A 26,443-nucleotide genomic window follows, 5' to 3' on the forward strand; every position below is an offset into this window, starting at 1 on the left:
CCGGCGCTGTCGGCCCCGTCCGGGCTGTCCGCGCTGCCGCCCTGCCAGGGGGGCGCCGTACCGTGGAGGCGTGGACAGCACCGCACGGCCCCGCGGGCCGCACCTCGAATGGACCGTCGTCGCGAGCGACATCGGTCCCCTGCTCCTGGCCGCGACCCCGGAGGGCCTGGTCCGGGTCGAGTTCCATGCCGGGCCGCACCGGGTCGACGCGATGATCGGCCCGCTCGTCTCCCGGCTCGGCGCCGACGCCCGGCGCCCCGCGCCCGGCGGGGAAGTGCTGCTGGCCGAGCCCGTACGCCAGGTGGCGGCGTACTTCTCCGGTGCGCTGCGGCGCTTCGAGCTGCCGCTGGACTGGCGTCTCAGCTCCGGCTTCAACCGGCAGGTGCTCCAGGAGCTGGACCGTTCCGTGCCGTACGGAGCGGTCGTCGGGTACGGGGAGCTGGCCGCCCGCGTCGGACAGCCGGGGGCCGCCCAGGCCGTCGGCAACGCCATGGGGTCGAATCCGCTGCCGCTGGTGGTGGCCTGCCACCGGGTCGTGGAGAACGACGGGGGCATCGGCGGCTTCGGCGGCGGGGTCGAGACCAAGCGCCGGCTGCTCGCGCTGGAGGGCGTGCTGCCGCAGCCGCTGTTCTGAGCGCGGCAGACATACCCGGTTCCGCCCGCGCGGTAAGGGGTGGCACACTGCCGCGGTGACTACTCCAGCCGCCGCACCCGGCCGCAGCGCGTCCTGCCGCGCCCCGCACCCCCGCCGCCCGCGCGGGGGGTGTCCGGCATGACCGCCTCCCCCGGTACGGACCGGCCCTCCTCGTCGGCGGACCTCCCGGACCTGGCCGGGCTGCGGCGGCGCACCACCGGGGTGCTCATCGCCGGCCAGGTGCTCGGCGGGCTCGGCGTGCCCATCAGCATCGCCCTGGCCCCCGTACTCGCCGCCGAGGTGAGCGGCACCGAGGCCCTGTCCGGCCTCGCCTCCACCGCCGCCGTGATCGGCACCGCCCTGGTGTCCCTGCCGCTCGCCGCCCTGATGACCGCGCGCGGCCGCCGCCCCGGCCTGGTGGTGGCCTACCTGATCGGTGCCGCCGGCGCGGGCCTCGTCGTCCTCGCCGCGACGGTCAAGAGCTTCCCGCTGCTGATGATCGGCATGGCCGCCTTCGGTGCCGCCTCCTCGGCCAACCTCCAGTCCCGGTTCGCCGCCGCCGACCTTGCCGCCCCGGACCGCCGGGCCCGTTCGATCTCGGTCGTCGTGTGGGCGTCCACGCTCGGCGCGGTGCTCGGCCCCAACCTGTCCGCGCCCGCCAGCCGCAGCTTCGCCGGGACCTCCATACCCGAGACGGCGGGGCCCTTCGTATGGGCCGCCGCCGTCTTCCTCCTCACCGGCGCGCTGATCGCGGTACTCCTGCGCCCGGACCCGCTGCTGACGGCCCGTGCGCTGGCCCCGCCCGAGGAGCAGACCCGTGAGGGGCGCTCGCTGCGCGCCGGGTTCGCCGCCGTCAAGGCCTCGCCGCGGGCCCGGCTCGCGCTGGTCACGGTGGCCGTCTCGCACACCACCATGGTCTCGATCATGGTGATGACCCCGGTGGACCTGGGGCACCACGGCGCGGGGCTGGAGCTCATCGGGCTGGTGATCAGCGGTCACATCGCCGGCATGTTCGCCTTCTCCCCCGTCATGGGCTGGCTCGCGGACCGCCTGGGCCGGCTGTCGGTGATCGGCCTGGCCGCCGGGCTGCTCTCGGTCGCCGCCCTACTGGCCGGCACGGCCGGGCCGCACCACGGGCAGAGCGCGGCGGGCCTGTTCCTGCTCGGCCTCGGCTGGTCGGCCGGGATGGTGTCCGGATCGGCGCTGCTGACCGACTCGGTGGCGCAGCCCGCGCGAGCCGCCGTACAGGGCCTGAGCGACCTGACGATGAACACGGCCGCGGGCGTGGGCGGCGCCGCCGCCGGCCTGGTGATGGCCCAGGCGGGCTACGGCTGGCTGAACGCCGTCGGCGCCTGTCTGCTGCTGCCGATGGCCGCGCTCGCGCTGTTCACCGCGCGCCGCCACCCCGCGCCCGCGAAGGGCGGCGGCGTCAGTAGCTGATGTGGTAGGCCTTGCGGAGCGTCTCGTGCACGGTCCAGGTGGTCTTGTCGCCCTCCCGGAGCACGCAGGCGGAGCCGGGGCCGACCTCCAGGGTCGCGCCGCCCTCGACCTCGATGGTGGCCCGGCCGCTGACCACCACGAACAGCTCGTCGGCCTCGGTGTCGGTGACCACCCCCGGGGTGATCTGCCAGATCCCGCGCACCTGACTGCCGTCGGGCGACTCCCAGAGCACCTTGCCGGTCACGACCGGCTCGCCGGAGAGGATCTGCAAGGGGTCGAGCTCCTCGGCCTCCAGTTCGGCGTCCGGGACGTCCGTGACGGAGACGGCGAAGGAGGCGGGGGCGCTGTGATCACTGGTGCTCATGACCCGCGAGCCTAATCCGGCCGGGCCGCCCGGCGGGGCGGCCAGACCGTCCAGCGCGGCCGGGGCTGACGAGTCACCCTGTCCAGCGGCCCGCCGTGCGGTGCGCGCGGGAGCGTTACCCGGACAGCTTGTGACGGGTGGGGCGGGAGCGCGTTTGGGGGCGTGAATCCGGTGCCATGGATGGGGACATGTCACAGCACTCAGCAACCGCATCCCCGTCCGGCCGGCCCGTCCTCTCGGAGGAGGTGCGCGAGGCGCTCGCCCGGCACCGGCCGGTCGTGGCGCTGGAGTCCACGATCATCGCGCACGGGCTGCCGCGGCCCCGCAATCTGGCGGTGGGTCTCGAGCTGGAGGACCTGGTCCGCTCGGAAGGGGCGGTTCCGGCGACGATCGCCGTCATCGACGGGGTGCCGCACGTGGGCTTGGACAAGGCCCAGCTGGAGCGGATCGCGGGCGGCGAGGGCGTGCGCAAGCTCGGCCACCGCGATCTGGCGCCCGCGCTGGCGGCGGGGGCCACGGGGGCGACGACGGTCTCCGGCACGGCCTTCCTGGCCGCCCGGGCGGGCCTGCGGGTCTTCGCCACGGGCGGGCTCGGCGGCGTACACCGCGAATGGGCGCAGACACAGGACGAGTCGGCGGACCTGTCGCTGCTGGCGCGGACGCGGATCACGGTGGTGTGCGCGGGGGTGAAGTCGATCCTGGACGTGCCGGCCACGCTGCAGCGGCTGGAGACGCTGGGCGTGGGCGTGATCGGCTACCGGACGCAGCGGTTCCCCGGCTTCTACCTGGCCGATTCCGGTGAGCCGGTGGACTGGACGGTGGAGGGGCCGGAGGAGATCGCGGCGGTGATGGCCGCGCAGGACGCCCTGGGCGGCCCGGAGGCGGCCCTGCTGGTGGCCAATCCGGTGGCGGAGGCGGAGCAGCTGGATCCGCGGCTGCACGACGGGGTGCTGGCCGAGGCCCTCGCGGAATGCCGTGAGCGGGGAATCACGGGGCAGGCGGTGACGCCGTTCCTGCTGGGGTTCCTGGTGCGGGCGACGGGCGGGGCCTCGCTGGAGGCGAACCTGGCGGCGGTACGGGGCAACGTGCGGCTCGGGGCCAGGATCGCGGGGGCCTGGGCGGCGCGGGCATGACCCGCACGCAACCGGCGGGTCCGGGTGCCCTGCTGGTCATCGGGGACGTGGTCACCGATGTGGTGGCGGTCCATCCGCAACCGCTCGCCCCGGCCACCGACACGGCGGCCCGGATCCGGACCCTGCCGGGCGGCGCCGGAGCCAACGCCGCCTGTTGGGCGGCACGTACGGGGGCCGCGGAGGTACGGCTGCTCGCGCGGGTGGGGACCGAGTCGGCGCGGTGGCACGAGCGGGCGCTGCTGGACGCGGGGGTGCTGCCGCGGCTGGTGGTCGACCGGGAGGAGCCGACCGGGACGGTGGTGGCGCTGGTCGGCAAGGACGCGGAGCGGACCTTCCTGACCGACAGCGGCGCGGCGCTGCGGCTGTGCCCCGCCGACTGGACGCCGTCCCTGCTGGACGGGGTCGCCCATCTGCACCTGTCCGGGTACCTGTTCTTCGCCGACAGCAGCCGGGAGCTGGCCCTGGTCGCGCTTCGGGCGGCCGTGGCCCGGGGAGTGCCGGTGAGCGTGGACCCGGCCTCGGCGGGGTTCCTGGCGGGGCTGGGTCCGCAGCGGTTCCTCGACGCCGTGGCGGGGGCCCGCGTCCTGCTGCCCAACGAGGACGAGGCCCGCCTGCTGGCCGGCCTGCCGGAGCCCGCCGGGCTGGCCGGGGCGGCGGCGCGGCTGAGCCGGCACGTACCCCTGGTGGTGGTGACCCGGGGCGCGGCGGGGGCGCTGGTGGCCGAGCGGGGCCGGATCACCGCCGAGGTCACGGCGGAGCCGGCCGAGGCGGTGGACTCCACGGGGGCGGGCGACGCCTTCACCGGGGGCTTCCTCGCGGCCCGGCTGGCGGGCGCGGACCCCGCGGAGGCCGCCCGGGCGGGCTGCCGGACCGCGGCCCTGGCGGTGGCCCGGCTGGGTGGGAGGCCTTGAGGGGACGGGCCCGCCTGCCGCTGCCGCCCGAGCGCCTACCGCGGGCGCAGGCCCGTCCAGGCGGGATGGCGGGGGTCGTCGGCCCGGACCACCGCGTCGGCGGCCGAGGCCGGGTCCGTGTCCGCCTCGTAGCGTGCGAAGGCCGGCAGCGTCCAGCGCGCGGACTCCTCGGTGCGGCGGGCGAGCGCGCCCGGGGAGAGCCGGATGTGGACGCTCAGGTCGAAGGGGAACCAGTGGCCCAGCAGCAGCGGGCCGTGCACGACCAGTACGCCGCCGGGCGGGAGTGCGACGTACGGGCTGCGGGTGGCCCGGTCGCGCACCGGGTCCCAGAGGTCGGGCAGCACCCGGCCGGTGCCGCCGGGGTCGGTCGGGCCGAACACCTCCCGCCAGAGCGCGGCCGTGTCGTACCAGCCGCCGAGGTAGGAGTCCACGTCCTCGCGGCCGAACTCGAAGCGGAGGGAGGCCGGCCGCAGGAATCCCTCGGCCGCCACCACCAGGACCGGCCGGCCGCGCAGGCGCAGCGCGTCGGCCAGGTGCCCCGCGAGGAGGCCCGTCCCGGCCGCCGGGGCTCCGTCGACACCCACCCGCTGCCAGCCGCCCGGCTCGGGTGCGGCGCTGCCGGTGGTCTCCGCGGCGGTGCCGGGGTCGTCGAGGCGGCCGGCGAGCCGCTCGGCCATCCGCTGCCATGTGATCGCTTCCAGCTGCACGAGCCCATTGTCAGTGGTGGGCCGTAGCTTTTTTCACGAGGGATCACCGGCGGAACGGAACCCGGTGGCCCGGCCTTGGGGAGGGGTCTGTCATGGCTCGGGAGACGACGTATCTGGAGCTGTCGCAGGACGACGGCGCTGCGCACAAGTTCTACGAGGTGACGGTGGACGGCACCGCCGTCTCCGTGCGGTACGGGCGCATCGGGGCGGACGGCCAGGTGCAGAGCTCCTCGTTCCCGACGGCGGACAAGGCCCGGGCGGCGGCCGCGAAGAAGATCGGCGAGAAGGTCCGCAAGGGGTACGCCCCGGCCGTGCGCGGCGGGCGTGCCGCGCGGTCGGTGACGCGGCGCCAGGTCACGTCGGCGCCGTCGACGGCGCGGGCCGCGGCTCCGGTGCTGTGGCGGTTCCGTACGGGGTCCTCGGCCTTCGGGATCCACGTGGACGAGGACCGCTGCTGGGTCGGCAACCAGGCGGGTGACGTCTACACGCTCAGCCACGGCGGGGAGGTGCTGGCCCGGTACTCGCTGCCGGACGGGGTGAAGTGCCTGGTGGCGGACGAGTTCTGGATTTACGCGGGCTGTGACGACGGCACGGTGTACGACCTGTCGTCGAAGGTGCCGTTCGGGGCGTACGACATCGCGGCCGACGTGGACATCTTCTGGCTGGACATCCGCGAGGGCGTGCTGAACGTGTCCGACGCGAGCGGCGGGCTGACGGTCATCGACCACGAGGACGAGTTCCAGTGGTCGCGGCGCTCGGACGGCTCGAACGCCTGGATGGTCCGGGCGGACGCGGACGCGGTCTACCACGGCCACAGCCAGGGCGTCACCGCGTACGCCCCGGACGGCGGGCGGCAGCTGTGGCACACGGCCACGAACGGGTCGGTGCTGTTCGGCTGGCAGGAGGACCACGCGGTCTACGCGGGCACCGGGCGCAACACCGTGCAGCGGCTGTCGAAGGCGACCGGCGCGGTGGAGGCCACCTACCGGTGCGACGCGGCGGTGTACTCGTGCGCGACCTCCCCGGACGGCAGGCACGTCTTCGCCGGCGACCTGGCCTCCTCGGTGTACTGCTTCGACGCCGACGGGCGGCGGCTGTGGAAGCTGGGCACGGGCAGCGGGTCCGCGCTGTCGATGCAGTACCACGAGGGGCGGTTGTTCCTGGTGACCACGGACGGCTCGCTGGTCTGTGTGGACGCGAGCGAGCAGGCGATAGCCGCGGCCCAGCAGGGCTCGGTGCCGGCGCCGGTGGACGTGAAGTCGGCCGCCGCCCTGCCCGTGTTCACCCCGGCCGCGTCGGCGGCGGCGGTCGCCACCGTCTCGGTGGCGTCGGCTCCGGCGGGCGGTGTGGTCGTGGAGTGCGTCCAGCAGGGCGGCCGGGTGCGGGTGCAGGTGGTCTCGGGAGGCTTCGAGCCCTCCTGGAACGTGCAGTTCCCGCGCGGCATACGGGAGCCCGGCGCCCGGTACGTGGTGGACGGGCTGCACGCGTCCTCTGGAGGCTTCTACCGGGTGCGCGGGGAGATACGCCGGCTGGTGTGAGGCTCACCCGGGCGGTACGGGTTCACCGGCGTGCTCCCGGCACACGGCCGGTGTGACGCCGTGCGGGGCCGGGGCGGGTATGGAGAAGGGGGTTCCCGGGGGGAGCGCCGGGGTCACGTGCAGGACGACCGGTTCGCTGCCGAGGTTGTGGCCCAGGTGGAGGTGCCGGATGCCCGCCGGCTCCACGAAGGCGGTCCCGGCGCGGTGCACCGCGATCGTGCCGTCGTGCAGGACCCGGGTCAGGGTCCCGGCGAGGACCACGGCGTCCAGCCGCACCCGGTGGTAGTGCCAGCCGGTGCAGCCGCCCGGCGGTATGACGATCTTGCGGCCGGCCGGGGCCGAGGGTTTGCGCGCCCCTGCCGTTCGAACCGTCGCCTGCTGCCCGCCCATGTGTCCTCCTCGGTGGACCGGCTGCCGTCCACGGGCCCACGGTAGAAGGACGGCGTGGCATCGAGGAAGAGTTGGTGAAACATCAACCGGCCTTCTCCAGCAGGTGATATGAGGCCCCTGCGGCGGTATCACCCCTGTATGAGCCTGGTGGTGTTCGAGTCCGGTAAGCAGATCCACTGCGCGGAGTGCCGGCAGGGGCCGCTCCGCCACCTCGTGCGCGAGGCCGGCGTGCCGCGCTGCCTGGACTGCGCCGATCTCGGGCACCTGGTCTACCTCCCGCGCGGGGATGCGGCGCTCACCCGCCGCTCCCGGGAGGGGAGCGCGCTGTCCGCCGTCGTCGTCCGCTTCAACCGGCGCCGCCGCCGCTACGAGCGGCTGGGAATCCTCGTCGAGGAGGCCGCTCTGGCCCACGCCGAGCGTGCGTGTCTCGCGGACGCCGAGGCGCGGGCCAGGCGCCGGGAGCGCGACCGGCTGCGTCGCGCCGCCGAGGACACCCGGTTCACGGCGGCTTTCGCCGCCGAGATAGTCCGCCTGTTCCCCGGCTGCCCGGCCGACCGGGCGGTGGCCATCGCCACGCACGCCTCGGTGCGCGGCAGCGGCCGGGTGGGCCGCAGCGCCGCCGGCCGTGCGCTGGACGAACGCGCCGTCTCGTACGCGGTGCGCGCGGCCGTGCGGCACGCCGACACCGAGTACGACGCGCTGCTGATGGCGGGCGTCCCGCGGTTCGCGGCCCGGACGCGGCTGGCGGCACGGATCGAGGCCGTCCTGGACAGCTGGCGCCCCGTACCGCCCGCCCGCGGTCCTAGCGCGTGAGGCCGAAGCGGCGGTAGAGGAGTGCGCCGCCGAGGAGGAGCGCGCCGCCGCCGGGGAGCAGGTAGCCGACGGCGTCCGCGCCGGTGTGGGCCAGGGCTTCGGTGTGCCGCGGCGGAGCGGGCTGTGCCACCGGCAGCTCAGTGACCGGCGGTTGGACGGGGGGCTGGACGGGCGGCTGCACGGGCGGCTGCACGGGCGGCTGCACGGGGGGCTTGCCGGGGGTGGGCACCTCGCCGTTGACCGAGGTGTTGCCGGTGGAGCTGTTGCCGATGCCGACGACGTTGACGGAGTTGCCGCTGAGGTTCACCGGCAGGTCGACGGGGAGCTGGAGGCCGTTGCCGGACAGCACCCCCGGGGAATCCTTTACCCGTCCATCGGCGGCGGCTCCGCCGCCATTGCCCGCGCCCTGTTTCGACGAGTGTGAGGGACTGGGCTGCGCATCGTTGACACATCGGTTCCCCGCGGCCGGATTGAGCAGGCCGACCACGCTCACGGTGTTCCCGCACGCGTTCACCGGTACGTTCACCGGCAGTTGGACCAGGTTCCCGGAGAGCAGCCCCGGCGAGCGCTCGGTGCGGCCACCGGCGTCCGCGTCGGCATGGGCGAATCCGCCCGCACCCGCGACCGCCAGCCCGCCTCCCGCAACCACCGCCGCGATCAAGCCATTTCGGCGACTGTGACGCATCAGTTTCCCTGCCTTCCGGAGGAGTCCGCGGGTGTTCGTCCCGCACCGGAACAACGCTCTGAACCCATTCGGGTTATAGAGGGGGTAGGCATTTCACTCCATCGTGTACTGGGTAGTGCCTACTCCATGACGCATCGCCCACTGCTCCTCCTCGACGTGGACGGCCCCCTCAACCCCTTCCGGGCCCCCTTCGCGGGCCTGCGCGGCTACCGGAGCCACCGGATGCGGCCGGACGTCTGGCTCTCCTACCGCGATCCGGAATCCCGCAGCGCCCGCCGCGGCGCACGGGTCCGCCTGCACCCCTCCCACGGCGGCCGGCTGCTGGCCCTGCCCTTCGAGCTCACCTGGGCCACCGCCTGGACGCACCAGGCCAATACGATGATCGCCCCGCACATCGGGCTTCCCGGCGATCTCCCCGTCGTCGAATGGCCGGAACTCTTCGCCCAGGACCCGGACGGCCTGTCGTGGAAGACCCGCCCCCTCGTCGCCTGGGCGGCGGGCCGTCCCTTCGCCTGGGTCGACGACATGATCAACCCGCTGGACCGCGCCTGGGTCGCCGCCCACCACCCGTCCCCGGCCCTGCTCCTGCGCATCCACCCCCGCCACGGCCTCCGGGACCGCGACTTCACCACTCTCGGCCGTTGGGCTCGCGAAGTGACGCCCTGATCCCGCCGTCCACCGGCCGCCCCCGCGTCCGCGTCCGCGTCCGCGTCCGGCGGCATGGTCACCGGGGGTTCTGGCTCCCCGGGCTGACGCGGCCCGGGCCCCGACCGGGCCGCGTCAGCGCCGTGACCGGGTCCGGGGAGGGACCGCCCGCGGGCCACCAGTCGGCGTCGTCCGGGCGGGACTCGTAGGCGTACCAGAGGCCGTCGCGGCCGAGGCGGAGCTGGCGGGTGCCCGAGGTGAGGCGGTTGCGGTCGGGGCGGAAGGAGCCCTGGCCGGCGGCGAGGAGCGCCGGGCGGGCCCGGTCGAAGGGACCGGCCGGCGGGTCCCAGGGCTCTTCGAGGGCGGCGAGGGCCGGGCGGCCGCCCTCCCGCCAGGCCGCGGCGGCCCGGGCGAGGTCGGTGGTGGTACGGCCGGTCTCGCGGGCCAGCTCGCGGTAGAGGGTACGGGCGCCGCCGGTGAGCCCGGCCGTGGGGTGCGCCGAGGCCAGCCGGACGGCGTCCTGCCACAGGCCGAGCCCGTCGATCGGGTCCTCGGCCGTGGTCAGGATGGCGAGGGCGCGGGCCGCCGCGTCGGAGGCGAGCTGGTCCAGGGCGAGCGGGTCCGGAGCCGCCGGGTCGGCCGGGTAGGCGGGCGGCAGGCCCGCGGCGGCGGGCGCGGCGAGCGGCGCCGGCAGCGGCGGCAGGCCGATACGGGCCAGCGCCGCCCTCGCCGGGACGCCGGGGAAGTGGGGCGCGGCGTCGGGCTGTTCCCGGGCGGCGTGGGCGGCGTTGCGCCGGGTCAGCTCGTCGAGGAGTTCCCGCTCGCCTCGGCCGCGCAGGAGCAGCAGGACGAAGGGGTCCTCGTCGAGCAGCCGGGCCGCCCGGTAGCAGAGGGCCGCCGCGTGCTTGCAGGGCGGACGGGCGGTGTCCGGGCAGGAGCAGCGCGGAAGGAGCTCGCCCGCGCCGGGCAGCACCGTCCCCGCGAGCGACTGCGGAACCTCCCGCTCCAACAGGGCTGCGAGCGCCGCGGGATCGGCCGCGACCGCCTCCAGCAGTGCCTCCCACTCCGTGTCCGCGAAGGAGGGCAGCGCCAGCTCCGTGCGGTACGGGCGCGGCCGGCTGCCCCGTACGTACGCCACGATCCGGCCCGGGGTGATGGTGACCGCGTCGACGTGGCCCTCGGCGGCGTACGCACGGCCCCGCGCCAGCCGGGCCGGGTCGCGGGCGACCTGCTCCAGCGCCGACACCCAGGCCCGGCCCCACCAGCTGACGGCCTGCGCCCCCGCGGGCACGGTCTCGAAGGTGCGGCGGCGGTCGTCCCGCGCGGTGATCATGCGGGCCTCCGCAGGGAGACGAGGTCGGCCAGTTGCCGGTCGGTCAGCTCGGTCAGCGCCGCCTCGCCGGAGCCCAGGACGGCATCGGCCAGGGCCCGCTTGGCCTCCAGCATCTCGGCGATCCGGTCCTCCACGGTGCCCTCGGCGATGATCCGGTGCACCTGGACGGGCTGGGTCTGGCCGATCCGGTAGGCGCGGTCGGTGGCCTGCTCCTCGACGGCCGGGTTCCACCAGCGGTCGAAGTGGATGACATGGCCCGCCCGGGTGAGGTTGAGGCCGGTGCCCGCGGCCTTCAACGAGAGCAGGAACACCGGGACTTCGCCCGCCTGGAAACGGTCCACGAGCTCCTCGCGGCGCGGCACCGGCGTCCCTCCGTGGAGCAGTTGGTGGGAGATCCCCCGGGCCGCGAGGTGCCGCTCGATGAGCCGGGCCATCGTCACGTACTGGGTGAAGACCAGCACCGATCCGCCCTCGGCCAGGATCGTGTCCAACAGCTCGTCCAGCAGCGCCAGTTTGCCCGAGCGGTGCGGGATCCGGGGCTCCGCCTCCTTCAGGTACTGCGCCGGGTGGTTGCAGATCTGCTTGAGCGAGGCCAGCAGTTTCATGATCATGCCGCGCCGCTCGATGCCCTCGCTCGACCCGATCACGGCCATCGCCTCGTCCACCGCGGCCTGGTACAGCGAGGCCTGCTCGCGGGTCAGCGAGACGGGGTGGTCGGTCTCCGTCTTCGGCGGCAGCTCGGGCGCGATGCCGGGGTCGGACTTCCTGCGGCGCAGCAGGAACGGCCGGACCAGCGCCGCGAGCCGGGCCACGGCCGCCTCGTTGCCGCCGTCCTCCTCCTGCTGGTGCTCCACCGGACGGGCGTGGCGGGCCCGGAAGGCGGTGAGCGGGCCCAGCAGTCCCGGCGTGGTCCAGTCGAGCAGCGCCCACAGCTCGGAGAGGTTGTTCTCCACCGGGGTACCCGTCAGCGCCACCCGGGCCGGCGCCGGGATGGTGCGCAGTGCCCTGGCGGTCGCCGAATGCGGGTTCTTGACGTGCTGGGCCTCATCGGCGACGACCATGCCCCAGCCCTGCCCGGCGAGCAGGGGGGCGCTGGCGCGCATCGTCCCGTAGGTGGTGAGGACGAAGCCCCCGGCGAGGTCGGTCAGGTGGCGGCTGCCGCCGTGGAAGCGGCGCACGGGCGTGCCGGGGGCGAACTTCTCGATCTCCCGCTGCCAGTTGCCCAGCAGGGACGCGGGACAGACGACGAGCGTCGGCTCGGGGCGGTCGCGGTGCAGGTGCAGCGCGATCAGGGTGACGGTCTTGCCCAGGCCCATGTCGTCGGCGAGGCAGCCGCCGAGGCCGAGGGAGGTCATCAGGTCCAGCCAGGCCAGGCCCCGGGCCTGGTAGTCGCGCAGGGTGGCCTGGAGCGCGGCCGGCTGCGGCAGCGGGGCCAACTCCCCCGTCAGGCGCTCCCGCAGGGCGGCCAGCGCCCCCACCGGTACCGCCTCGACCGGCTCCCCGTCGACCTCGGCCGTCCCCGACAGCACGGTCGCCAGCGCGTCCACCGGGTCCAGCATCCCGAGCTCCCGCTTGCGCGCTTTCCGCACCAGCTCGGGATCCACCCGCACCCACTGGTCGCGCAGCCGCACCACCGGCCGGTGGGCCTGCGCGAGGGCGTCCATCTCCCCCGGGGTGAGCCGGTCCCCGCCCAGCGCCAGCTCCCAGGAGAAGGCGAAGAGGTGGTCGGCGTCGAAGAAGGTGGTGCCGTCGGTGGCGGAACCGGGTGCGGTGGACCGTACGACGGCGGTCGCGGACAGCGTGCGGGCCAGCTCGCGCGGCCAGTGGACGAGGACTCCGGCGGCCGCCAGCCGGTTCGCGGCGGTGCCCAGCAGGTCTTCGAGCTCCGGATCCGACAGGGCCAGCGCGTCGGGCACCGGCTGGTCGAGCAGGCGCAGCAGCGGCGGCCACACCCGGGCGGCCCGGCGCAGCGCGAGTACCGCGTCGATCCGCGCGCGCGGGCCGAACCCGGCGGCGGCCGCACCCGCCCACAGCTGTGCGGCGTCGGTGACCAGGGTCGGGTCGGCGAGGCTGTGCACCTGGACCACGGCGGCCCCGGCGCGCCGCACGTCCTCGGCTTCGGGCTCGTCGAAGAGGCGGAAGGAGGACAGGTCCAGGCGCAGCGAGATCCCGACGCCGGTGTCCGCTCCGGCGGCGACCTGCGCGGCCCAGTCCCGTATCCCGGGCAGGTGCTGCGGCTCCCGGGCGGCGAACGGCCGGCCGGCGGCCACGGCGGCGGCCGGGGTGCGGGGCAGGCTGTCGGCGACGGCGTCGAGGAAGGCGCGGACCAGTGCCTCCGGTTCGGGCAGGTGCAGCGGGCGGCGCCCGGCGAGGGGCGTGGCGTACCCCTCGTGCGGCAGCGCGGCGGCGACCGCGCGCAGGTGGCCGACATCGGCGGCGTCGAGCGGCCCGGCCCGCCAGGCGTCGACGCCCTCGGGGGTGAGCCCGGGCAGCAGCCGGCCGCGGGCGACCAGGGTGAGCGCCTGGGTGGCGGCGGTGCCCCAGGCGCGGGTGGCCGGGTGTGCGGCGGGGCTGCGGGGCGCCCGGGCGAGCAGGGGCAGGGCGGCGGTGACGGAGAGGGCCACGGCGGGCACGGCTCGGCCGCGGACCCCGTCACCGTGCGGACGGACCACGGTGAGCGTCGTCTCGGCGGCCGCCTCCGGCAGGGCGCCCGCCCCGGGCAGGGCGTCCCCGTCGGGCGCCCAGAACACGACGCGACCCTCGCGGGGGACCGCGGCGGGCAGGAAGACGGCGGCGTGGCGCAGCAGTGCGTGCGGTGTCATGGCCTGGTCCCCTCCCCTGTCGGTACGGATGCCCGTCGGTACGGATTGCCCCGTCGGTACGGATGTCCTGTCCACCGAGTCTAGGTGCGGCCACTGACAACGCCTCTGACCTGGGCGTTCGGTCCGCCGGTCAGCGGGCCCAGCGGCCCTGTTCCATGGCGTAGCCGTACACGGGACGGCCCGTGGCGGCGCTGGTGCGCAGCGGTCGGCCGTTGTCGTCGACGCGCAGCGTGCCGGAGCCGGACGGTCCGGTCCAGCTCAGGTCCAGCGACCAGTCGCAGTCGCAGCCCGTGGTGGCGGCTTCCACCCGCAGGACGACCGGCTCCGACGCCGAGACGCGCATCGGGAACGCGGGGGCCGGGATGGCGCTCGGGGCGGCGCCCGCGCTGTCGTTGCCGGCCACGGGCCGGAGCACGGGGCGCGGCGCGTCCAGGTTCACCTTGAAGGCCGCCGGGGTGATCGCCCCGCCGCACCCCTGGGACATCTGGTAGACGTTCCAGGCCGGCGGGGTGCGCCGGGCGGCCACGCGTACCCCCAGGTCCTCCAGGACCACGCTGCCGCTGCCCGTGCCGTGCAGGGTGATCTCCACGATCTGCGTCCCGGCGTGCACGGCGCGCTGCGCCGAGGCCCAGGCGGGCGCGTCCGCCTCCACGGGCGGCGGGGGCACGGCGCCGGGGCCGGGCTCGGCCAGGTAGGCGTGGTCGCAGGCGAAGGCCCACACGTGGGAGCGCACCGCCGCGGTGAGCGGAGCCGCGGTCGGGGTGGGCGTCGGGGTCGGGGTCGGGGTCGGGGCGGGCGCCGAGGACGGGCCGGCGGGCCGGCCCGGGGCACTGCTGCCCGCGGCCCCCGGGCCGGCCCCCGCGCCCGGCGCGGCCCCGCGGTACGGAAGCGACACGGCCAGCACCGCCACGGCCACCGCCCCCGCCGCCACCCCGCCGGCCAGCACGGCAACCGCCCGCCGCCGATACCAGGGCCGCCGCCCGCGGCCCGACTCCGGTTCGGGCACCGGCACGGACAGGGGCACGGGCACCGACCCGCGGTCCGGCCCCGGCCCGGTACCCGCACCCGGCCCCGGCCCGGGTTCCGATCCCGGGCCGGACCCCCGCCCCGGTGCCCGGGCCGCCTCGCGCCTGCGGGCATCCGCCAGGAGCCAGGCGCGGTGCAGGTCCACGGCCTCGCCCGGGGACGCCCCGCAGGCCCGGGCGAAGCGGTCCACCGCCGCGAACTCCGTCGGTACGGCCTCCCCGTTGCAGTAGCGGTGCAGGGTCGACGTGCTCGTGTGCAGTTTGCGCGCCAGCGCCCCGTAACTGAGCCCCGCGCGTTCCTTCAGTTCCCGCATCAGCCGTGCGAACGCCTCCGCCTCGCCCGACCGTCCCGCCTCGCCCACGGCGTTCCCCCGTCCCGCGGCTCCGTTCCATGCAGGGGGTGTTCCCCCAGGTGACAGCACGTACGGCCGTTCCAGTGTCCCGAATGTGCCGCGATCCGCCGCCCGACACCCCGGACCGGGGACAGGCTGTTCACGCACGGCAGCACACCGCCGTACCGCCACACCCAAGGAAACGGGGAGAACCGACCATGTTCCGACGCACCGCCACCGGTACCGCCTTCGCAGCCCTCGCGGCAGGCGCCGCGCTCGCCCTGACCGCATCGGCCACTGCCACTGCCACGGCCGCCACCGCGCCCGGGTTCGTCAACGGCGCCGACCTGCCGCCGCACCCCGGCTCGCCCTGGTACGCCGGCCCGGTCACCCAGGGGCTCCCCGAGTCCGCCCCGTTCTGCCTGGACGGTGTGCTCCCGGCGCAGGGCAGCTGGCACCGGACCTTCGGTACGGAGTTCGACACCGGCGCCCTGCAGATCTCCGTACGGGCCGCCTCCGCCACGGCCGCCGCGAAGCTGGCCGGCACCCTGGAGCGCAAGGTCGCCGCCTGCGCCGCCGACTGGCTGCGGGCGACCCCGGGCGGCACCGCCTCCTGGGCGGACCACGGGAAGCTGCCCGTCGAGGAGGGAGCGCACGTCTACGGGGTGCACACCTCGATCCCGGAGTCCGAGCCGGGCGTGCACCTCTACGGCATCGGACGCGACGGCTCCACCGTGACCGTCGTGCAGTGGGGCCAGATGGGCGACCTCACGCACGCCCCCGTCGCCGCGTTCGAGAAGACGACGACCAGGGCCGTGAACAAGCTCAACCCGTGACCCGCCCGCGCGCCGCCCGGAGTGGGACCATGGACATGAGGCGATGCCCATGCGTTCCGGTAATGAGCCGGCGACCGCCCGCAGTCCGCTGCGGCTGCGGTTCTGGCTGAGTCTGTGGGGGCTGATCTGGGCCGCCGCCGGGACGGCCGCGTTCTCGCTGGCGGCCCGTCCCGGATGGGCGGCGGTCTGCGGGGCGCTCGCGCTGCTGGCGGCGGCCGACCTGGCGGTGGTCGTCCACCGCATCCACCAGGGTCCGCACTACCAGCCCGGCCCGGACATCCCGCCGTACGAGCCGCCGCGCAGCGAGCGGTGAACGGCCGCCGCTACTGCTCGAAGCGGGCCGCTTCCAGGTACTCGGGCTGCGGGTCCAGGGCGGCGGCCAGCCTGAAGTGCTTGCGCGCCTGCTCGGGCCGGCCGGAGCGCTGGTGGGTGCGGGCCAGCGCGAAGTGGGCGAAGGCGTTGTCCGGCTCCCGCTCCAGTACCAGCTCGAACTCCAGCTGCGCCGGTCGCAGTTGCGCCGCGGCGAAGAAGGCCCGGGCGCGCAGCAGCCGGGCGGCGGTGTTCTCGGGGTGGGCGGCTATGACGGAGTCGAGCAGCTTCACCGCGCCCCGCGGGTCGCGTGCGGCGAGCAGCTGCTCCGCGGCCCGGTAATCGATGACGTGCGTCTCCGGGCTCGCCGACGAGGACGAAGACGAGGACTGCGGCGTGGTGTCGGACACGATCGGTTCCTTCCCTCTACGGGCGCGTTCAACGCCCCGCCCCGCGTCCGCTATTCCGCCGGCGGCACCGGCTGCGCCGCGCGCGCGGTGAGCTCCGCCCACACCTTGCGCACCTGGGGTTCCAGCGCCTCCAGCGGCCCGTCGTTGTCGATCACCAGGTCGGCCACCGCGAGCCGCTGCTCCCGGGTGGCCTGCGCGGCCATCCTGGCCCGCGCCTCCTCCTCGGCCATCCCGCGCGGCCCGGTCAGCCGCGCCAGCTGCGTCCGCGGCGCCGCGTCCACCACGACCACCAGGTCGTACAGCGGCGCCAGGCCGTTCTCCGTGAGCAGCGGTACGTCGTGGACGACGATCGCGTCGGCCCCGGCGGCGGCCTCCAGCTCGGCCGAGCGGGCCCCGACCAGCGGGTGCACGATCGCGTTGAGGGTCTGGAGCTTCGCCGGGTCGGCGAACACGATGGAGCCGAGCTTCGGCCGGTCCAATGCCCCCTCCGGGGTCAGCACCGTCTCCCCGAAGGCCGCGACGACGGCCGCGAGCCCCGGCGTACCGGGCTCGACGACCTCCCGCGCGATCCGGTCGGCATCCACGATGACCGCCCCGTACCCCGCCAGCAGCCGCGAGACCTCGCTCTTGCCGGCACCGATTCCGCCCGTCAACCCCACCTTCAGCATGGTGCCCAGCCTAGACCGCGCCCCCGCCGCCCCCACAGCCCCCGGTGTCAGCTCTCGCCCTCGCGCTCCGCGAGGAACCGCTCGAACTCGCGCCCGATCTCGTCCGCCGAAGGGATCTCCGCGGGCTCGGCGATCATGTTTCCCCGGGTCTCGGCGCCGACGGCCGCGTCGTACTGGTGCTCCAGCCCCTGGACGAGGCCGACCAGTTCCTCGTCGCCCTCCCGGATCTGCCGGTCGATCTCCGTCTGCGTGCGGTGCGCTTCCGTCCGCAGGGCGTGGGCGACGGCGGGCAGGACCAGCCCGGTGGCCGCCGTGATCGCCTCCAGCACCGTCAGCGCCGCGTCCGGATACGGGGAGCGGGCGACGTAGTGCGGTACGTGCGCGGCGACGCCCAGCACGTCGTGCCCGGCCTGCGCCAGCCGGAACTCCACCAGCGATTCCGCGCTGCCCGGCACCTGGGCCTCGTCGAAGGGGCTGCGGTGGCCCGGCATGAGGTCGGTCCGGTTGCCGTGCGGGGTGATGCCGACGGGCCGGGTGTGCGGGACGCCCATGGGGATGCCGTGGAAGTTGACCGACAGCCGCACGCCGAGGCGCTCGACGATCTGCCGGACGGCCACGGCGAAGCGCTCCCACTCCACGTCCGGCTCGGGGCCGGACAGCAGCAGGAAGGGGGATCCGGTGGCGTCCTGGACCAGGCGGACCTCCAGCCGGGGCTCCTCGAACTCCGTCCAGTGGTCGCGCTGGAAGGTCAGCAGCGGGCGGCGGGCCCGGTAGTCCACCAGCCGGTCCGCGTCGAAGCGCGCCACCACCTGGTGGGGCAGGCTGTCCAGGAGCCGCTCGACGATCTGCTCTCCGGCCTCGCCCGCGTCGATGTACCCCTCGAAGTGGTACAGCATGACCAACCCGGCCGAGTCCTGGGCGAGCGCCAGGTCGGCCACCGCCAGGCCCTTGGCGTCCCATTCGTACAAGCCCTGTGGATCAAGCACCGTCACCACTCCTCCCTCGCTGCGCGTTCTCTGCAAGAACGTGCAAGGAGGCTGTCCCATTCCCCAGTTGGCCGATTTCACACGAACGCAACGGGATCCGGGGGCCGGAGGGTCACGAGATCAGGAAGGCTCGGGGGCCGGCGCACCACGCGACAAGGCCCGCCCCCCGGAGGGGACGGGCCTTGTCGTTCAGTCAACCAGCTCGGCTCACGCCCGGAGGCGTGGTGCGCGCTGCGATCAGCTCTGGCCGCCGGCCAGCTTCTCGCGGAGCGCGGCCAGGGCCTCGTCCGAGGCCAGGGCGCCGGAGGTCTCGTCCGACTCCGAGGAGTACGAACCACCCGAGATGCCCGCACCGGCGTTGCCACCGGTGGCGGCCGGGGCGGCAGCACCCTCGGCAGCAGCGGCCTCGTCGGCCTCGCGGCTCTTGATGACCTGAGCCTGGTGCTGCTCGAAGCGCTGCTGCGCCTCGGCGTACTGGGTCTCCCAGGCCTCGCGCTGCTTGTCGAAGCCCTCGAGCCAGTCGTTGGTCTCCGGGTCGAAGCCCTCGGGGTAGATGTAGTTGCCCTGGTCGTCGTACGACGCGGCCATGCCGTACAGGGTCGGGTCGAACTCGACCGACGCCGGGTCGGCACCGAAGGACTCGTTGGCCTGCTTCAGCGACAGCGAGATCCGGCGACGCTCGAGGTCGATGTCGATGACCTTGACGAAGATCTCGTCGTTGACCTGGACGACCTGCTCCGGGATCTCCACGTGGCGCTCGGCCAGCTCGGAGATGTGGACCAGACCCTCGATGCCCTCGTCCACGCGGACGAACGCACCGAACGGAACCAGCTTGGTGACCTTACCCGGGACGACCTGGCCGATCTGGTGGGTCCGGGCGAACTGCTGCCACGGGTCCTCCTGCGTCGCCTTCAGCGACAGGGAGACGCGCTCGCGGTCCATGTCCACGTCGAGAACCTCGACGGTGACCTCCTGGCCGACCTCGACAACCTCGGACGGGTGGTCGATGTGCTTCCAGGACAGCTCGGAGACGTGCACGAGACCGTCGACGCCGCCCAGGTCCACGAAGGCACCGAAGTTGACGATCGAGGAGACGACGCCGGAGCGGACCTGACCCTTCTGCAGGGTGGTGAGGAACGTCTGGCGAACCTCGGACTGGGTCTGCTCGAGCCAGGCGCGGCGGGACAGGACCACGTTGTTGCGGTTCTTGTCCAGCTCGATGATCTTCGCCTCGAGCTCCTTGCCCACGTAGGGCTGGAGGTCGCGGACGCGACGCATCTCGACGAGAGAGGCCGGCAGGAAGCCGCGGAGGCCGATGTCGAGGATGAGACCACCCTTGACGACCTCGATGACGGTACCGGTGACGATGCCGTCTTCTTCCTTGATCTTCTCGATGGTGCCCCAGGCACGCTCGTACTGAGCGCGCTTCTTCGAGAGGATCAGGCGGCCTTCCTTGTCCTCCTTCTGGAGGACCAGGGCCTCGATCTCGTCGCCGACCTTGACGACCTCGTTCGGGTCGACGTCGTGCTTGATCGAGAGCTCGCGGCTCGGGATGACGCCTTCGGTCTTGTAACCGATGTCGAGGAGAACCTCGTCCCGGTCAACCTTGACGATGACGCCGTCGACGATGTCGCCATCGTTGAAGTACTTGATCGTCTCGTCGATCGCCGCGAGGAACGCGTCCGCGTCGCCGATGTCGTTGACCGCTACCTGCGGAGTGGTGGCGGTGGTCTCGGTGCTGCTCGTCATGTGGGAAAGGGCTCCGGTTACGGACAGAAAGTCGTAGGTACTGCTACGCCGGGAGCCCTTATCGGCATCCACCGAAGACCGGACAGCCAAGGAGGCCCCCGATCCGCAGGAGAGCGGCGGGGCCTCGAAAACCGAGGGGACATCAACAGATGCAAGCGCAGCCTGCTAGGTCTGAGGAGCACAGGCTCGCAGCGCAACTTGTAGCATACGGGGGCAGCCGGACACGGTCAATGCGCGAAGGCGGACACCCCCGGCGGATCACCGCACAACCGGCACAATTCGTGGGCGGGGAGGCGCTGATGACACTTCCCTGCCGTTTTCCGCGGCGAGCCACGGACGGCCGCGGGCACCCCAGGACATCCACGGACGTCCAGACATTCGCAGACTACGACGACGGGCCCCATGAACCAAGAGGACTACGCCCCCGAAGCCGCGTACGACGCCGATCCGCGCTCCGCCGACGGCGCCGCCGAGGACGCCGAGGCCACCCGGCGTGACACGGACGAGGCGGAGAGCAGCCGGGCCAGCCGCGGCTGGTGGGACCGCAACGCCGACGAGTACCAGAGCGAGCACGGCGCCTTCCTCGGCGACGACCGCTTCGTCTGGGGACCCGAGGGGCTCGACGAGGCGGAGGCGGCCCTCCTCGGCCCCGCCGCCTCCCTCCAGGGCAAGGACGTCCTGGAGATCGGCGCCGGCGCCGGCCAGTGCTCGCGCTGGCTCGCCGCCCAGGGCGCCCGCCCGGTCGCCCTCGACCTCTCCCACCGCCAGCTCCAGCACGCCCTGCGCATCGGCGGCGACGACGTGCCCGGGCCCCGCCTCGTCGAGGCGGACGCCGGCCGGCTGCCCTTCCGCGACGCCTCCTTCGACCTGGCCTGCTCCGCCTACGGGGCCGTCCCCTTCGTCGCCGACCCGGTGAACGTGATGCACGAGGTGCGCCGCGTACTGCGCCCCGGCGGCCGCTGGGTCTTCTCCGTCACCCACCCCATCCGCTGGGCCTTCCCCGACGAGCCCGGCCCCGAGGGGCTGTCCGTGGCCGCCTCCTACTTCGACCGCACCCCGTACGTGGAACAGGACGAGCAGGGCCGCGCCGTGTACGTCGAGCACCACCGCACCATCGGCGACCGGGTCCGCGACGTCGTGGCGGGCGGCTTCCGCCTGGTCGACCTGGTCGAGCCCGAGTGGCCGCAGTGGAACGGCCAGGAGTGGGGCGGCTGGTCCCCGCTGCGCGGCAGCCTGATCCCGGGTACGGCGATCTTCGTGTGCGAGAGGGACTGATTCCTTGATCCGCCGCTCCGCCCTCGACGCCCTCCCCGTACGGGAGGCCGTGCCCGCGCTCGTCTCGGCGCTGGACGCCCACGGCACCGCCGTGCTCTGCGCCCCGCCCGGCACCGGCAAGACCACACTGGTGCCCCTGGTCCTGGCGGGACTGGTCGGCGGCGGGCCCCGGCGGCGGGTCGTGGTCGCCGAACCCCGGCGGATCGCGGCCCGGGCGGCGGCGCGGCGGATGGCGTGGCTGCTGGGCGAGCCGGTGGGCGGCTCGGTGGGTTTCACGGTGCGCGGGGAGCGGGTGGCGGGCCCCTCGACGGTGGTGGAGGTGGTCACCACCGGCGTGCTGCTGCAGCGGCTCCAGCGGGACCAGGAGTTGTCCGGCGTGGACCTGGTGATCCTGGACGAGTGCCACGAGCGGCACCTGGACGCCGACACCGTCGCCGCGTTCCTGCTGGACGTACGGGAGACCCTGCGCCCGGAGCTGCGGCTGGTGGCGGCTTCGGCGACGACCGACGCGGCGGGCTGGGCCCGGCTGCTGGGGGACGCGCCGGTGGTGGAGGCCGCGGGCGTCTCGTACCCGGTGGAGACGGTGTGGGCCCCGCCGGCCCGGCCGGTGAAGCCCCCGCACGGCACGCGGGTGGACCCGGCGCAGCTGGCGCACGTGGCCTCGGTGGTGCGGCGGGCCCTGGCGGAACGTTCCGGCGACGTGCTGTGCTTCCTGCCCGGCGTCGGGGAGATCGCCCGGGTGGCCGGGCTGCTGGGCGCAGTGGACGCGGAGGTCCTCCAGGTCCACGGCCGGGCGGCGGCCGCGGTGCAGGACGCGGCGCTGACGGCGTCGGACCACCGCCGGGTGATCCTGGCGACGGCGGTCGCCGAGTCCAGCCTGACCGTTCCCGGGGTGCGCGTGGTGGTGGACTCCGGGCTGGCCCGCGAACCCCGGGTGGACCATGCGCGCGGGCTGGGTGCGCTGGCGACCGTACGGGCCTCCCGCGCGGCCGGCCGCCAGCGGGCGGGCCGGGCCGGGCGCGAGGCACCGGGTGCGGTGTACCGCTGCTGGACGGAGGCGGAGGACGTCCGCCTCCCCGCCTTCCCGGCGCCGGAGATCCGCATCGCGGACCTGGCGGGGTTCGCCCTGCAGGCGGCCTGCTGGGGCGACCCGGACGCGGCCGGCCTGGCCCTGCTGGACCCGCCGCCCGCCGGGGCGATGGCCGCGGCGCGGGAGGTGCTGGTGGCGGTCGGCGCGGTGGACGCGTCCGGGCGGCCGAACGCGCGGGGGCTGCGGATGGCCCGGCTGGGCCTGCACCCGCGGCTGGCGCGTGCGCTGCTGGACGGGGCCGCGGCCGTCGGGGCCCGGCGGGCGGCGGAGGTCGTGGCGCTGCTGAGCGAGGAGCCGCCGCGGGAGTACGGGGACGACCTGGGGGCGGCGTGGCGGGCGGCGCGGCGCGGGGGCGATGCCTATGCGGGGCGGTGGCGGGCCGAGGTGCGGCGGCTGGAGCGGGCCGCGCAGTCCCCGGCGGGGCCGCCCTCCCGGGGCCCCGCCCCCGCAACCCCGAACCGCGGCCCCGCCCCCGCAACCCCGACCCGGGGCCCCGCCCCGAACCCCACGGGGGCTCCGCCCCCGGACCGCCTCGCCTCAAACGCCGGCGGGGAATGTGCCGCTCCGCGGCCTTCCAGCCCACCGACCGGCACCCATCAGCCCCAGCCGGGGCACGATCCAGCCCCTCCGGCGTCTGAGGAGCGGGGTCCGGGGCGGAGCCCCGGTCTCGCGGCCTCGCCGGCGTCCGGGACACGCGGTGCGGAGCCGAGCCCCGGTCCGTCAGCCTCGCCGGCGCTTGAGGCGCGGGGCACGGCGACGGGCCCCGGTGGCGGGGGTGATGATCTTGCCGCCGGGCTCGTCGCCGCGCTCGCGTTTCCCGAGCGGGTGGCCAAGGGCAAGGGGGAGCAGGCCTTCCTCATGGCCGGCGGCACCGCGGCCGAGCCCGCCGACGGCTCGGCGCTGCGCCGCGCGCCCTGGCTGGCCGTGGCCGTCGCCGACAGGCCCCCGCACTCCGCCTCCGCACGGATCCGGCTCGCCGCCGTCATCGACGAGGGCACCGCACTGGCCGCCGCCGGGCACCTGCGGACCGAGGCGGACGAGGTGCGCTGGGAGGACGGGGACCTCGTGGCCCGCGCAGCGCACCGGCTCGGGGCCATCGAGCTGGCCGTCCGCCCGCTGCACGACCCCGAGCCGGGCCTCGTACGGGCCGCCCTGCTCGACGGTCTCCGCTCCGAGGGGCTCGGCCTGCTCCGCTGGTCCGCGGACGCGGAGGCGCTGCGGGCCCGGCTGGGGTTCCTGCACCGGACGCTCGGCGGCGCCTGGCCCGACGTGGCGGACGACGGGGCCCTGCTGGACCGCGCCGACGACTGGCTGGAGCCCGAGCTGTCGCGGGCCCGGCGCCGGGCGGACCTCGGGCGGATCGACGCGGGCCAGGCCCTGCGGCGGCTGCTGCCCTGGGCCACGGGTGAGGCCGCCCGGCTGGACGAGCTGGCTCCGGAACGGCTGGAGGTGCCCAGCGGATCCCGGATCCGGGTCGACTACTCCGCGGAGCACGGGCAGCCGGTGCTCGCCGTCAAACTCCAGGAGCTGTTCGGGCTGGCCGAGACCCCGAAGGTCGCGGGGGTACCCGTACTCGTCCACCTGCTGTCGCCCGCCGGACGGCCCGCCGCCGTCACCGCCGACCTCGCCTCCTTCTGGCAGGGCGGCTACCGGGCCGTCCGCGCCGAGCTGCGCGGCCGCTACCCCAAGCACCCCTGGCCCGAGGACCCGTCCACCGCCGAGCCCACCCGCCACACCAACGCCCGGCTCAGGCGCTGAGCTCCTCCCGCGGGCCGCGCCGGCTCCGCGCCTCCAGCCACAGCGCGAGCCCGAGGAGCAGCAGCCCGCCGGCGGCCAGGCCGATCGGGGCGTAGGTGTGCAGGGCGAGGACCTTCGTCCGGTTCGAGGCGACCAGGTCGAAGGTGTACCGGGCGTAGTCCTCGCGCATCTTCACGTGCCCGGCGAACGCGGTGAGCTTGCCGTCGGGGCCGCTCGCCGCGATCCCCCCGCGCATCTCCTGCTTGATCTCCTGCTCGGCGTTGACGGGCGCCCCGGTGACCGGGTCCACCCAGAACATCGCCTTCGTCGTGTACCAGAGGGTGGTGCCGGTGGTCGCCTCGATCGTCGCCGGGTCGATGCCCTCGATCGGCATCTTCTTCGGCATGGAGACCTTGGTCCACGGGACGGTCTGCTCGAAGTAGTAGACCTCCATGCCCCGGTACGTGCGCGGGCCGACGTAGTGGATCGGGGAGGAGGTGCGGGTCTGCGCGTCGAAGTACAGGTAGTCGCGCGGCTCGGTGAAGAACGGCCACTTGAACTCGATGCCCTCGCGCTTGACCGGGTCCCCGTCGACCATCTCGCCGGTGGCGTGCACCGGGTCCTGGGTGTGTGCGTCGAAGATGTAGCGCTCGGGGATCTGGGAGACCGTCTTCCCCTCCGGGTCCATGATGTGCGTCAGCGTGTCCCAGACCACGACGTCCTTGCCGGCGCCGGCCTCGATCTCCTCGGACGCCTCGACGTTGCCCTTGAGGGTCTGGACGATGGTGACCTTGTCGACCTTCTTGGGCTGCATGCCGTTGAAGTAGTCGAGGAGGGTCGCGTCCTTCGCCTCCAGGACCATCTCCTGGTACTGGTTCGGCGGGATCTTGGCCAGCCGCGGGTACGCGTACCAGCGCAGCAGCGGTGAGAGCGCCGCGCAGAACACGGCGAGGGCCAGCAGGACAAGGCTCGCTCTGCGTCGCATGGCCGGGCCCTCCTCTACTTTCCGGGCGCGGGGGGCGCGGTGGTGAGCAGGGGCCTGGGCGAGGTCTTGCCTTCGGGCGCCCCGAGCGCCGTGATGGCGAGGACGAGGAGCACCGCGAGGACGAGCCCGCTGGCGGCGGCGATGAATGCGCGCATGCCGGGCCTCCGGAATCTGATAGGGCGTCAGGGCGGAGGCACCGTAGCAACGCGGGGGCCAGATGAGAACCGTCTGGTGCCGCCACGGGGAAGGTTTGCCGGAGTGCGGGGCGCGGGGCGCGGGGCCGGTCACCCCACGGGTTCCGGGGCGGCCCGCCGGTCCCTGCGGCGGGCCGCCGCGGCGCGCTACGGGGTCCCGGTTCCTCCGGTCGCCTCCGGCGAGGGGGACGGGGACGGAGGCTTCGACGCGGAGGCGGAGGCGGAGGCGGACGGCTTGGGTACGGGCTTCGTGGTCGCGGGGGCCGTCGGGCTCGGGCTCGGCGTACGGGTCGGAGAAGGGGACGGGGGGGGAGGGGGGGTGGGGCTGGGGGTCGGCGTCGGGGTGGGAGTCGGCGTCGGCGTGGGCGAGGGGGTCGGCGTCGGCGTCGGGGTGGGCGAAGGGGTCGGTTTCGGGTCCGGGGTCGGCGTCGGCGTGGGCGAAGGGGTCGGCGTCGGCTTCGGCTTCGGGGCTGTCGCGGCAGGCGCCGGCGCCGGGGTGCCGCCGGCGTCCGGGACCTCGTGCGTTCCCTCGAGGTAGTACGTGAACCAGGACCGCACGGTCCGCAGGTACTCCGTGGAGTGGTTGTACGACAGCACGGCCCGGTCCAGGTCCGCCTCCACCCGCAGGTCCCGGGTGCCCGCGCACAGGTACCGCCCGGCGGCGAGGGCCGCGTCGTACATGTTGTTCGGGTTGCGCCGCCCGTCGCCGTCCGCGTCCTGGCCCCAGGCCGCCCACGTGGAGGGGATGAACTGCATCGGGCCGACCGCCCGGTCGTAGCGGGCGTCGCCGTCGTACGCCCCGCCGTCCGTGTCCCGGATGTTCGCGAAGCCGTTGCCGTCGAGGACGGGGCCGAGGATGGGCCGCAGCGTGGTGCCGGACGCGTCGACCCGGCCGCCGCGGGCCTGCCCTGACTCGACCTTGCCGATCGCCGCGAGCAGCTGCCAGCGCAGCCCGCACCGGGCGTCGCTCTCCCCGACCGTCTTCTCCGCCCGCAGATAGGCGGCCAGCACACTCGCGGGTATCCCCTGCGACCCCTGGCCCACGGCCACGGCCGCGCCCCCGGCGGCCGCCGCGGGAAGGGTCTCGGCCGCCGGCTGCCCGGCCGCGGCGGAAGGCTGTCCGTCCGGCAGCGGCACGGCCGGCGGTTCGGGGCTCACCAGCGGCGGGAGTTCGGTGAAATAGGAGCTGTCCCCTCCGGTTCCGGCGTCCGGGAGGGGCCGCGCGCCGCCGTCCCCGGCCGCGGAGATCCGCTCCTCGTGCCCGCCGGCCGGCCCCTGGGACGCGGTCACCGCGGCGACCACCAGCGCGGATACCAGGGCTGCCGCCGCGCCCCTGCGCAGCCTGCGTCCGAATATTCGAGCCGACATGAGCCGGACCCCTCCCCCTCGACGTCCGCGTGACCCTACGTCAACTCCCTGCACAGGGCACGCA

The 26,443-nt window shown here is 75.0% G+C and carries 25 protein-coding genes; 11 read left to right on the forward strand and 14 right to left on the reverse strand.

Annotation, left to right across the window (positions count from 1 at the left end; all coding sequences use genetic code 11):
- The first annotated feature begins 70 nt into the window (after positions 1-70).
- Together BGK67_RS10300 and BGK67_RS10305 are read left to right on the forward strand one after the other, a co-directional pair.
- Positions 71-634, forward strand: a complete 564-nt coding sequence (locus tag BGK67_RS10300) for a methylated-DNA--[protein]-cysteine S-methyltransferase (RefSeq protein ID WP_069919788.1) — start codon at positions 71-73, stop codon at positions 632-634.
- 138 nt (positions 635-772) lie between these two features.
- Positions 773-2,074: an MFS transporter gene (locus tag BGK67_RS10305; RefSeq protein ID WP_069919789.1), complete on the forward strand. Its 1,302-nt coding sequence runs from the start codon at positions 773-775 to the stop codon at positions 2,072-2,074.
- On the opposite strand, the gene BGK67_RS10310 is transcribed toward BGK67_RS10305, so the two are convergent.
- Entirely contained in the window at positions 2,064-2,438 is a 375-nt protein-coding gene (locus tag BGK67_RS10310; RefSeq protein ID WP_069919790.1) for a cupin domain-containing protein, read from the reverse strand. The genes BGK67_RS10305 and BGK67_RS10310 overlap by 11 nt on opposite strands.
- Positions 2,439-2,626: 188 nt before the next feature.
- On the opposite strand from BGK67_RS10310, the gene BGK67_RS10315 reads away from it, so the two are divergent.
- Together BGK67_RS10315 and BGK67_RS10320 are read left to right on the forward strand one after the other, a co-directional pair.
- Complete coding sequence (locus BGK67_RS10315) at positions 2,627-3,571, forward strand: pseudouridine-5'-phosphate glycosidase (RefSeq protein ID WP_069919791.1); 945 nt, start codon at positions 2,627-2,629, stop codon at positions 3,569-3,571.
- A complete protein-coding gene (locus tag BGK67_RS10320; RefSeq protein ID WP_069919792.1) occupies positions 3,568-4,482 on the forward strand; it encodes a carbohydrate kinase family protein in 915 nt (304 codons plus the stop codon). Before BGK67_RS10315 ends, BGK67_RS10320 begins: the two co-directional genes overlap by 4 nt.
- 35 nt (positions 4,483-4,517) lie before the next feature.
- Here BGK67_RS10320 and BGK67_RS10325 read toward each other — a convergent pair whose 3' ends face one another.
- Positions 4,518-5,189, reverse strand: a complete 672-nt coding sequence (locus BGK67_RS10325) for a nucleoside/nucleotide kinase family protein (RefSeq protein ID WP_069919793.1) — start codon at positions 5,187-5,189, stop codon at positions 4,518-4,520.
- A gap of 92 nt (positions 5,190-5,281) precedes the next feature.
- Here BGK67_RS10325 and BGK67_RS10330 point away from each other — a divergent pair, with 92 nt between their 5' ends.
- Positions 5,282-6,727 carry a WGR domain-containing protein gene (locus BGK67_RS10330; protein WP_069919794.1) on the forward strand — a complete coding sequence of 482 codons (1,446 nt, stop codon included), beginning with the start codon at positions 5,282-5,284 and terminating at the stop codon, positions 6,725-6,727.
- A 3-nt stretch (positions 6,728-6,730) separates the two neighbouring features.
- Here the strand turns inward: BGK67_RS10330 and BGK67_RS10335 are convergent, their stop codons facing one another.
- The gene (locus BGK67_RS10335; protein ID WP_069919795.1) at positions 6,731-7,117 is read right to left on the reverse strand and encodes a cupin domain-containing protein; all 387 of its coding nucleotides are present in this window, start codon (positions 7,115-7,117) and stop codon (positions 6,731-6,733) included.
- Between the two features lie 138 nt (positions 7,118-7,255).
- Between BGK67_RS10335 and BGK67_RS10340 the strand changes: the two genes are divergently transcribed.
- The gene (locus BGK67_RS10340) at positions 7,256-7,930 is read left to right on the forward strand and encodes a DUF2293 domain-containing protein (protein ID WP_069919796.1); all 675 of its coding nucleotides are present in this window, start codon (positions 7,256-7,258) and stop codon (positions 7,928-7,930) included.
- Here the strand turns inward: BGK67_RS10340 and BGK67_RS10345 are convergent.
- Positions 7,920-8,579: a chaplin gene (locus BGK67_RS10345; protein ID WP_347878406.1), complete on the reverse strand. Its 660-nt coding sequence runs from the start codon at positions 8,577-8,579 to the stop codon at positions 7,920-7,922. The two genes, BGK67_RS10340 and BGK67_RS10345, sit on opposite strands and share 11 nt — an antisense overlap.
- A 162-nt stretch (positions 8,580-8,741) precedes the next feature.
- Here BGK67_RS10345 and BGK67_RS10350 point away from each other — a divergent pair, with 162 nt between their 5' ends.
- The gene (locus BGK67_RS10350) at positions 8,742-9,281 is read left to right on the forward strand and encodes a hypothetical protein (RefSeq protein WP_069919798.1); all 540 of its coding nucleotides are present in this window, start codon (positions 8,742-8,744) and stop codon (positions 9,279-9,281) included.
- A gap of 58 nt (positions 9,282-9,339) precedes the next feature.
- Here the strand turns inward: BGK67_RS10350 and BGK67_RS10355 are convergent, their stop codons facing one another.
- From BGK67_RS10355 to BGK67_RS10365, 3 genes are all read right to left on the reverse strand, one after another.
- On the reverse strand, positions 9,340-10,593 hold the full coding sequence (locus tag BGK67_RS10355; RefSeq protein WP_069919799.1) for an SWIM zinc finger family protein: 1,254 nt from the start codon (positions 10,591-10,593) through the stop codon (positions 9,340-9,342).
- A complete protein-coding gene (locus BGK67_RS10360) occupies positions 10,590-13,415 on the reverse strand; it encodes a DEAD/DEAH box helicase (RefSeq protein ID WP_069919800.1) in 2,826 nt (941 codons plus the stop codon). The genes BGK67_RS10355 and BGK67_RS10360 overlap by 4 nt, the downstream gene beginning before the upstream one ends.
- Before the next feature lie 130 nt (positions 13,416-13,545).
- Positions 13,546-14,802 (reverse strand): helix-turn-helix domain-containing protein, encoded by a 1,257-nt coding sequence (locus BGK67_RS10365; protein WP_069919801.1) that lies wholly within the window; start codon positions 14,800-14,802, stop codon positions 13,546-13,548.
- 188 nt (positions 14,803-14,990) lie between these two features.
- On the opposite strand from BGK67_RS10365, the gene BGK67_RS10370 reads away from it, so the two are divergent.
- Positions 14,991-15,608 carry a hypothetical protein gene (locus BGK67_RS10370; RefSeq protein WP_069919802.1) on the forward strand — a complete coding sequence of 206 codons (618 nt, stop codon included), beginning with the start codon at positions 14,991-14,993 and terminating at the stop codon, positions 15,606-15,608.
- A gap of 49 nt (positions 15,609-15,657) precedes the next feature.
- Positions 15,658-15,921: a DUF6343 family protein gene (locus BGK67_RS10375; RefSeq protein ID WP_069919803.1), complete on the forward strand. Its 264-nt coding sequence runs from the start codon at positions 15,658-15,660 to the stop codon at positions 15,919-15,921.
- 10 nt (positions 15,922-15,931) lie between these two features.
- On the opposite strand, the gene BGK67_RS10380 is transcribed toward BGK67_RS10375, so the two are convergent.
- The 4 genes from BGK67_RS10380 to rpsA form a co-directional block, all read right to left on the reverse strand.
- Positions 15,932-16,327 (reverse strand): tetratricopeptide repeat protein, encoded by a 396-nt coding sequence (locus tag BGK67_RS10380; RefSeq protein ID WP_069919804.1) that lies wholly within the window; start codon positions 16,325-16,327, stop codon positions 15,932-15,934.
- Positions 16,328-16,377: 50 nt separating this feature from the next.
- Positions 16,378-16,995, reverse strand: a complete 618-nt coding sequence (coaE, locus tag BGK67_RS10385; protein WP_069919805.1) for a dephospho-CoA kinase — start codon at positions 16,993-16,995, stop codon at positions 16,378-16,380.
- A gap of 47 nt (positions 16,996-17,042) precedes the next feature.
- Positions 17,043-17,981: a PAC2 family protein gene (locus tag BGK67_RS10390; protein ID WP_069923766.1), complete on the reverse strand. Its 939-nt coding sequence runs from the start codon at positions 17,979-17,981 to the stop codon at positions 17,043-17,045.
- Between the two features lie 237 nt (positions 17,982-18,218).
- Complete coding sequence (rpsA, locus tag BGK67_RS10395; protein ID WP_069919806.1) at positions 18,219-19,730, reverse strand: 30S ribosomal protein S1; 1,512 nt, start codon at positions 19,728-19,730, stop codon at positions 18,219-18,221.
- Positions 19,731-20,132: 402 nt separating this feature from the next.
- Here rpsA and BGK67_RS10400 point away from each other — a divergent pair, with 402 nt between their 5' ends.
- The gene (locus BGK67_RS10400; RefSeq protein ID WP_069919807.1) at positions 20,133-21,005 is read left to right on the forward strand and encodes a class I SAM-dependent methyltransferase; all 873 of its coding nucleotides are present in this window, start codon (positions 20,133-20,135) and stop codon (positions 21,003-21,005) included.
- A 4-nt stretch (positions 21,006-21,009) separates the two neighbouring features.
- The gene (locus BGK67_RS10405) at positions 21,010-23,853 is read left to right on the forward strand and encodes an ATP-dependent RNA helicase (RefSeq protein ID WP_069919808.1); all 2,844 of its coding nucleotides are present in this window, start codon (positions 21,010-21,012) and stop codon (positions 23,851-23,853) included.
- On the opposite strand, the gene BGK67_RS10410 is transcribed toward BGK67_RS10405, so the two are convergent.
- The 3 genes from BGK67_RS10410 to BGK67_RS10415 all read right to left on the reverse strand — a co-directional run bounded on the left by BGK67_RS10410 (position 23,843) and on the right by BGK67_RS10415 (position 26,379).
- Positions 23,843-24,817, reverse strand: coding sequence for a cell envelope lipid trafficking protein PgfA (locus BGK67_RS10410; protein WP_069919809.1), 975 nt, complete (start codon positions 24,815-24,817; stop codon positions 23,843-23,845). The genes BGK67_RS10405 and BGK67_RS10410 overlap by 11 nt on opposite strands.
- 14 nt (positions 24,818-24,831) lie before the next feature.
- A complete protein-coding gene (locus BGK67_RS37480; protein WP_107488793.1) occupies positions 24,832-24,972 on the reverse strand; it encodes an SPW_0924 family protein in 141 nt (46 codons plus the stop codon).
- A gap of 186 nt (positions 24,973-25,158) precedes the next feature.
- On the reverse strand, positions 25,159-26,379 hold the full coding sequence (locus BGK67_RS10415) for a lytic transglycosylase domain-containing protein (protein ID WP_107488794.1): 1,221 nt from the start codon (positions 26,377-26,379) through the stop codon (positions 25,159-25,161).
- Positions 26,380-26,443: the final 64 nt, after the last annotated feature.

This window comes from Streptomyces subrutilus, from assembly GCF_001746425.1.
Taxonomy (GTDB): Bacteria; Actinomycetota; Actinomycetes; order Streptomycetales; family Streptomycetaceae; genus Streptomyces; species Streptomyces subrutilus_A.

Bases quoted from the DNA above. Each gene is read 5' to 3' on its own strand.
- BGK67_RS10400 (WP_069919807.1), top strand. From the start codon at position 20,133: ATGAACCAAGAGGACTACGCCCCCGAAGCCGCGTACGACGCCGATCCG.
- BGK67_RS10335 (WP_069919795.1), bottom strand. From the start codon at position 7,117: ATGGGCGGGCAGCAGGCGACGGTTCGAACGGCAGGGGCGCGCAAACCC.
- BGK67_RS10410 (WP_069919809.1), bottom strand. From the start codon at position 24,817: ATGCGACGCAGAGCGAGCCTTGTCCTGCTGGCCCTCGCCGTGTTCTGC.
- BGK67_RS10305 (WP_069919789.1), top strand. From the start codon at position 773: ATGACCGCCTCCCCCGGTACGGACCGGCCCTCCTCGTCGGCGGACCTC.
- BGK67_RS37480 (WP_107488793.1), bottom strand. From the start codon at position 24,972: ATGCGCGCATTCATCGCCGCCGCCAGCGGGCTCGTCCTCGCGGTGCTC.
- rpsA (WP_069919806.1), bottom strand. From the start codon at position 19,730: ATGACGAGCAGCACCGAGACCACCGCCACCACTCCGCAGGTAGCGGTC.
- BGK67_RS10375 (WP_069919803.1), top strand. From the start codon at position 15,658: ATGCGTTCCGGTAATGAGCCGGCGACCGCCCGCAGTCCGCTGCGGCTG.
- BGK67_RS10340 (WP_069919796.1), top strand. From the start codon at position 7,256: ATGAGCCTGGTGGTGTTCGAGTCCGGTAAGCAGATCCACTGCGCGGAG.
- BGK67_RS10360 (WP_069919800.1), bottom strand. From the start codon at position 13,415: ATGACACCGCACGCACTGCTGCGCCACGCCGCCGTCTTCCTGCCCGCC.
- coaE (WP_069919805.1), bottom strand. From the start codon at position 16,995: ATGCTGAAGGTGGGGTTGACGGGCGGAATCGGTGCCGGCAAGAGCGAG.
- BGK67_RS10370 (WP_069919802.1), top strand. From the start codon at position 14,991: ATGTTCCGACGCACCGCCACCGGTACCGCCTTCGCAGCCCTCGCGGCA.
- BGK67_RS10350 (WP_069919798.1), top strand. From the start codon at position 8,742: ATGACGCATCGCCCACTGCTCCTCCTCGACGTGGACGGCCCCCTCAAC.
- BGK67_RS10310 (WP_069919790.1), bottom strand. From the start codon at position 2,438: ATGAGCACCAGTGATCACAGCGCCCCCGCCTCCTTCGCCGTCTCCGTC.
- BGK67_RS10330 (WP_069919794.1), top strand. From the start codon at position 5,282: ATGGCTCGGGAGACGACGTATCTGGAGCTGTCGCAGGACGACGGCGCT.
- BGK67_RS10320 (WP_069919792.1), top strand. From the start codon at position 3,568: ATGACCCGCACGCAACCGGCGGGTCCGGGTGCCCTGCTGGTCATCGGG.
- BGK67_RS10355 (WP_069919799.1), bottom strand. From the start codon at position 10,593: ATGATCACCGCGCGGGACGACCGCCGCCGCACCTTCGAGACCGTGCCC.
- BGK67_RS10415 (WP_107488794.1), bottom strand. From the start codon at position 26,379: ATGTCGGCTCGAATATTCGGACGCAGGCTGCGCAGGGGCGCGGCGGCA.
- BGK67_RS10315 (WP_069919791.1), top strand. From the start codon at position 2,627: ATGTCACAGCACTCAGCAACCGCATCCCCGTCCGGCCGGCCCGTCCTC.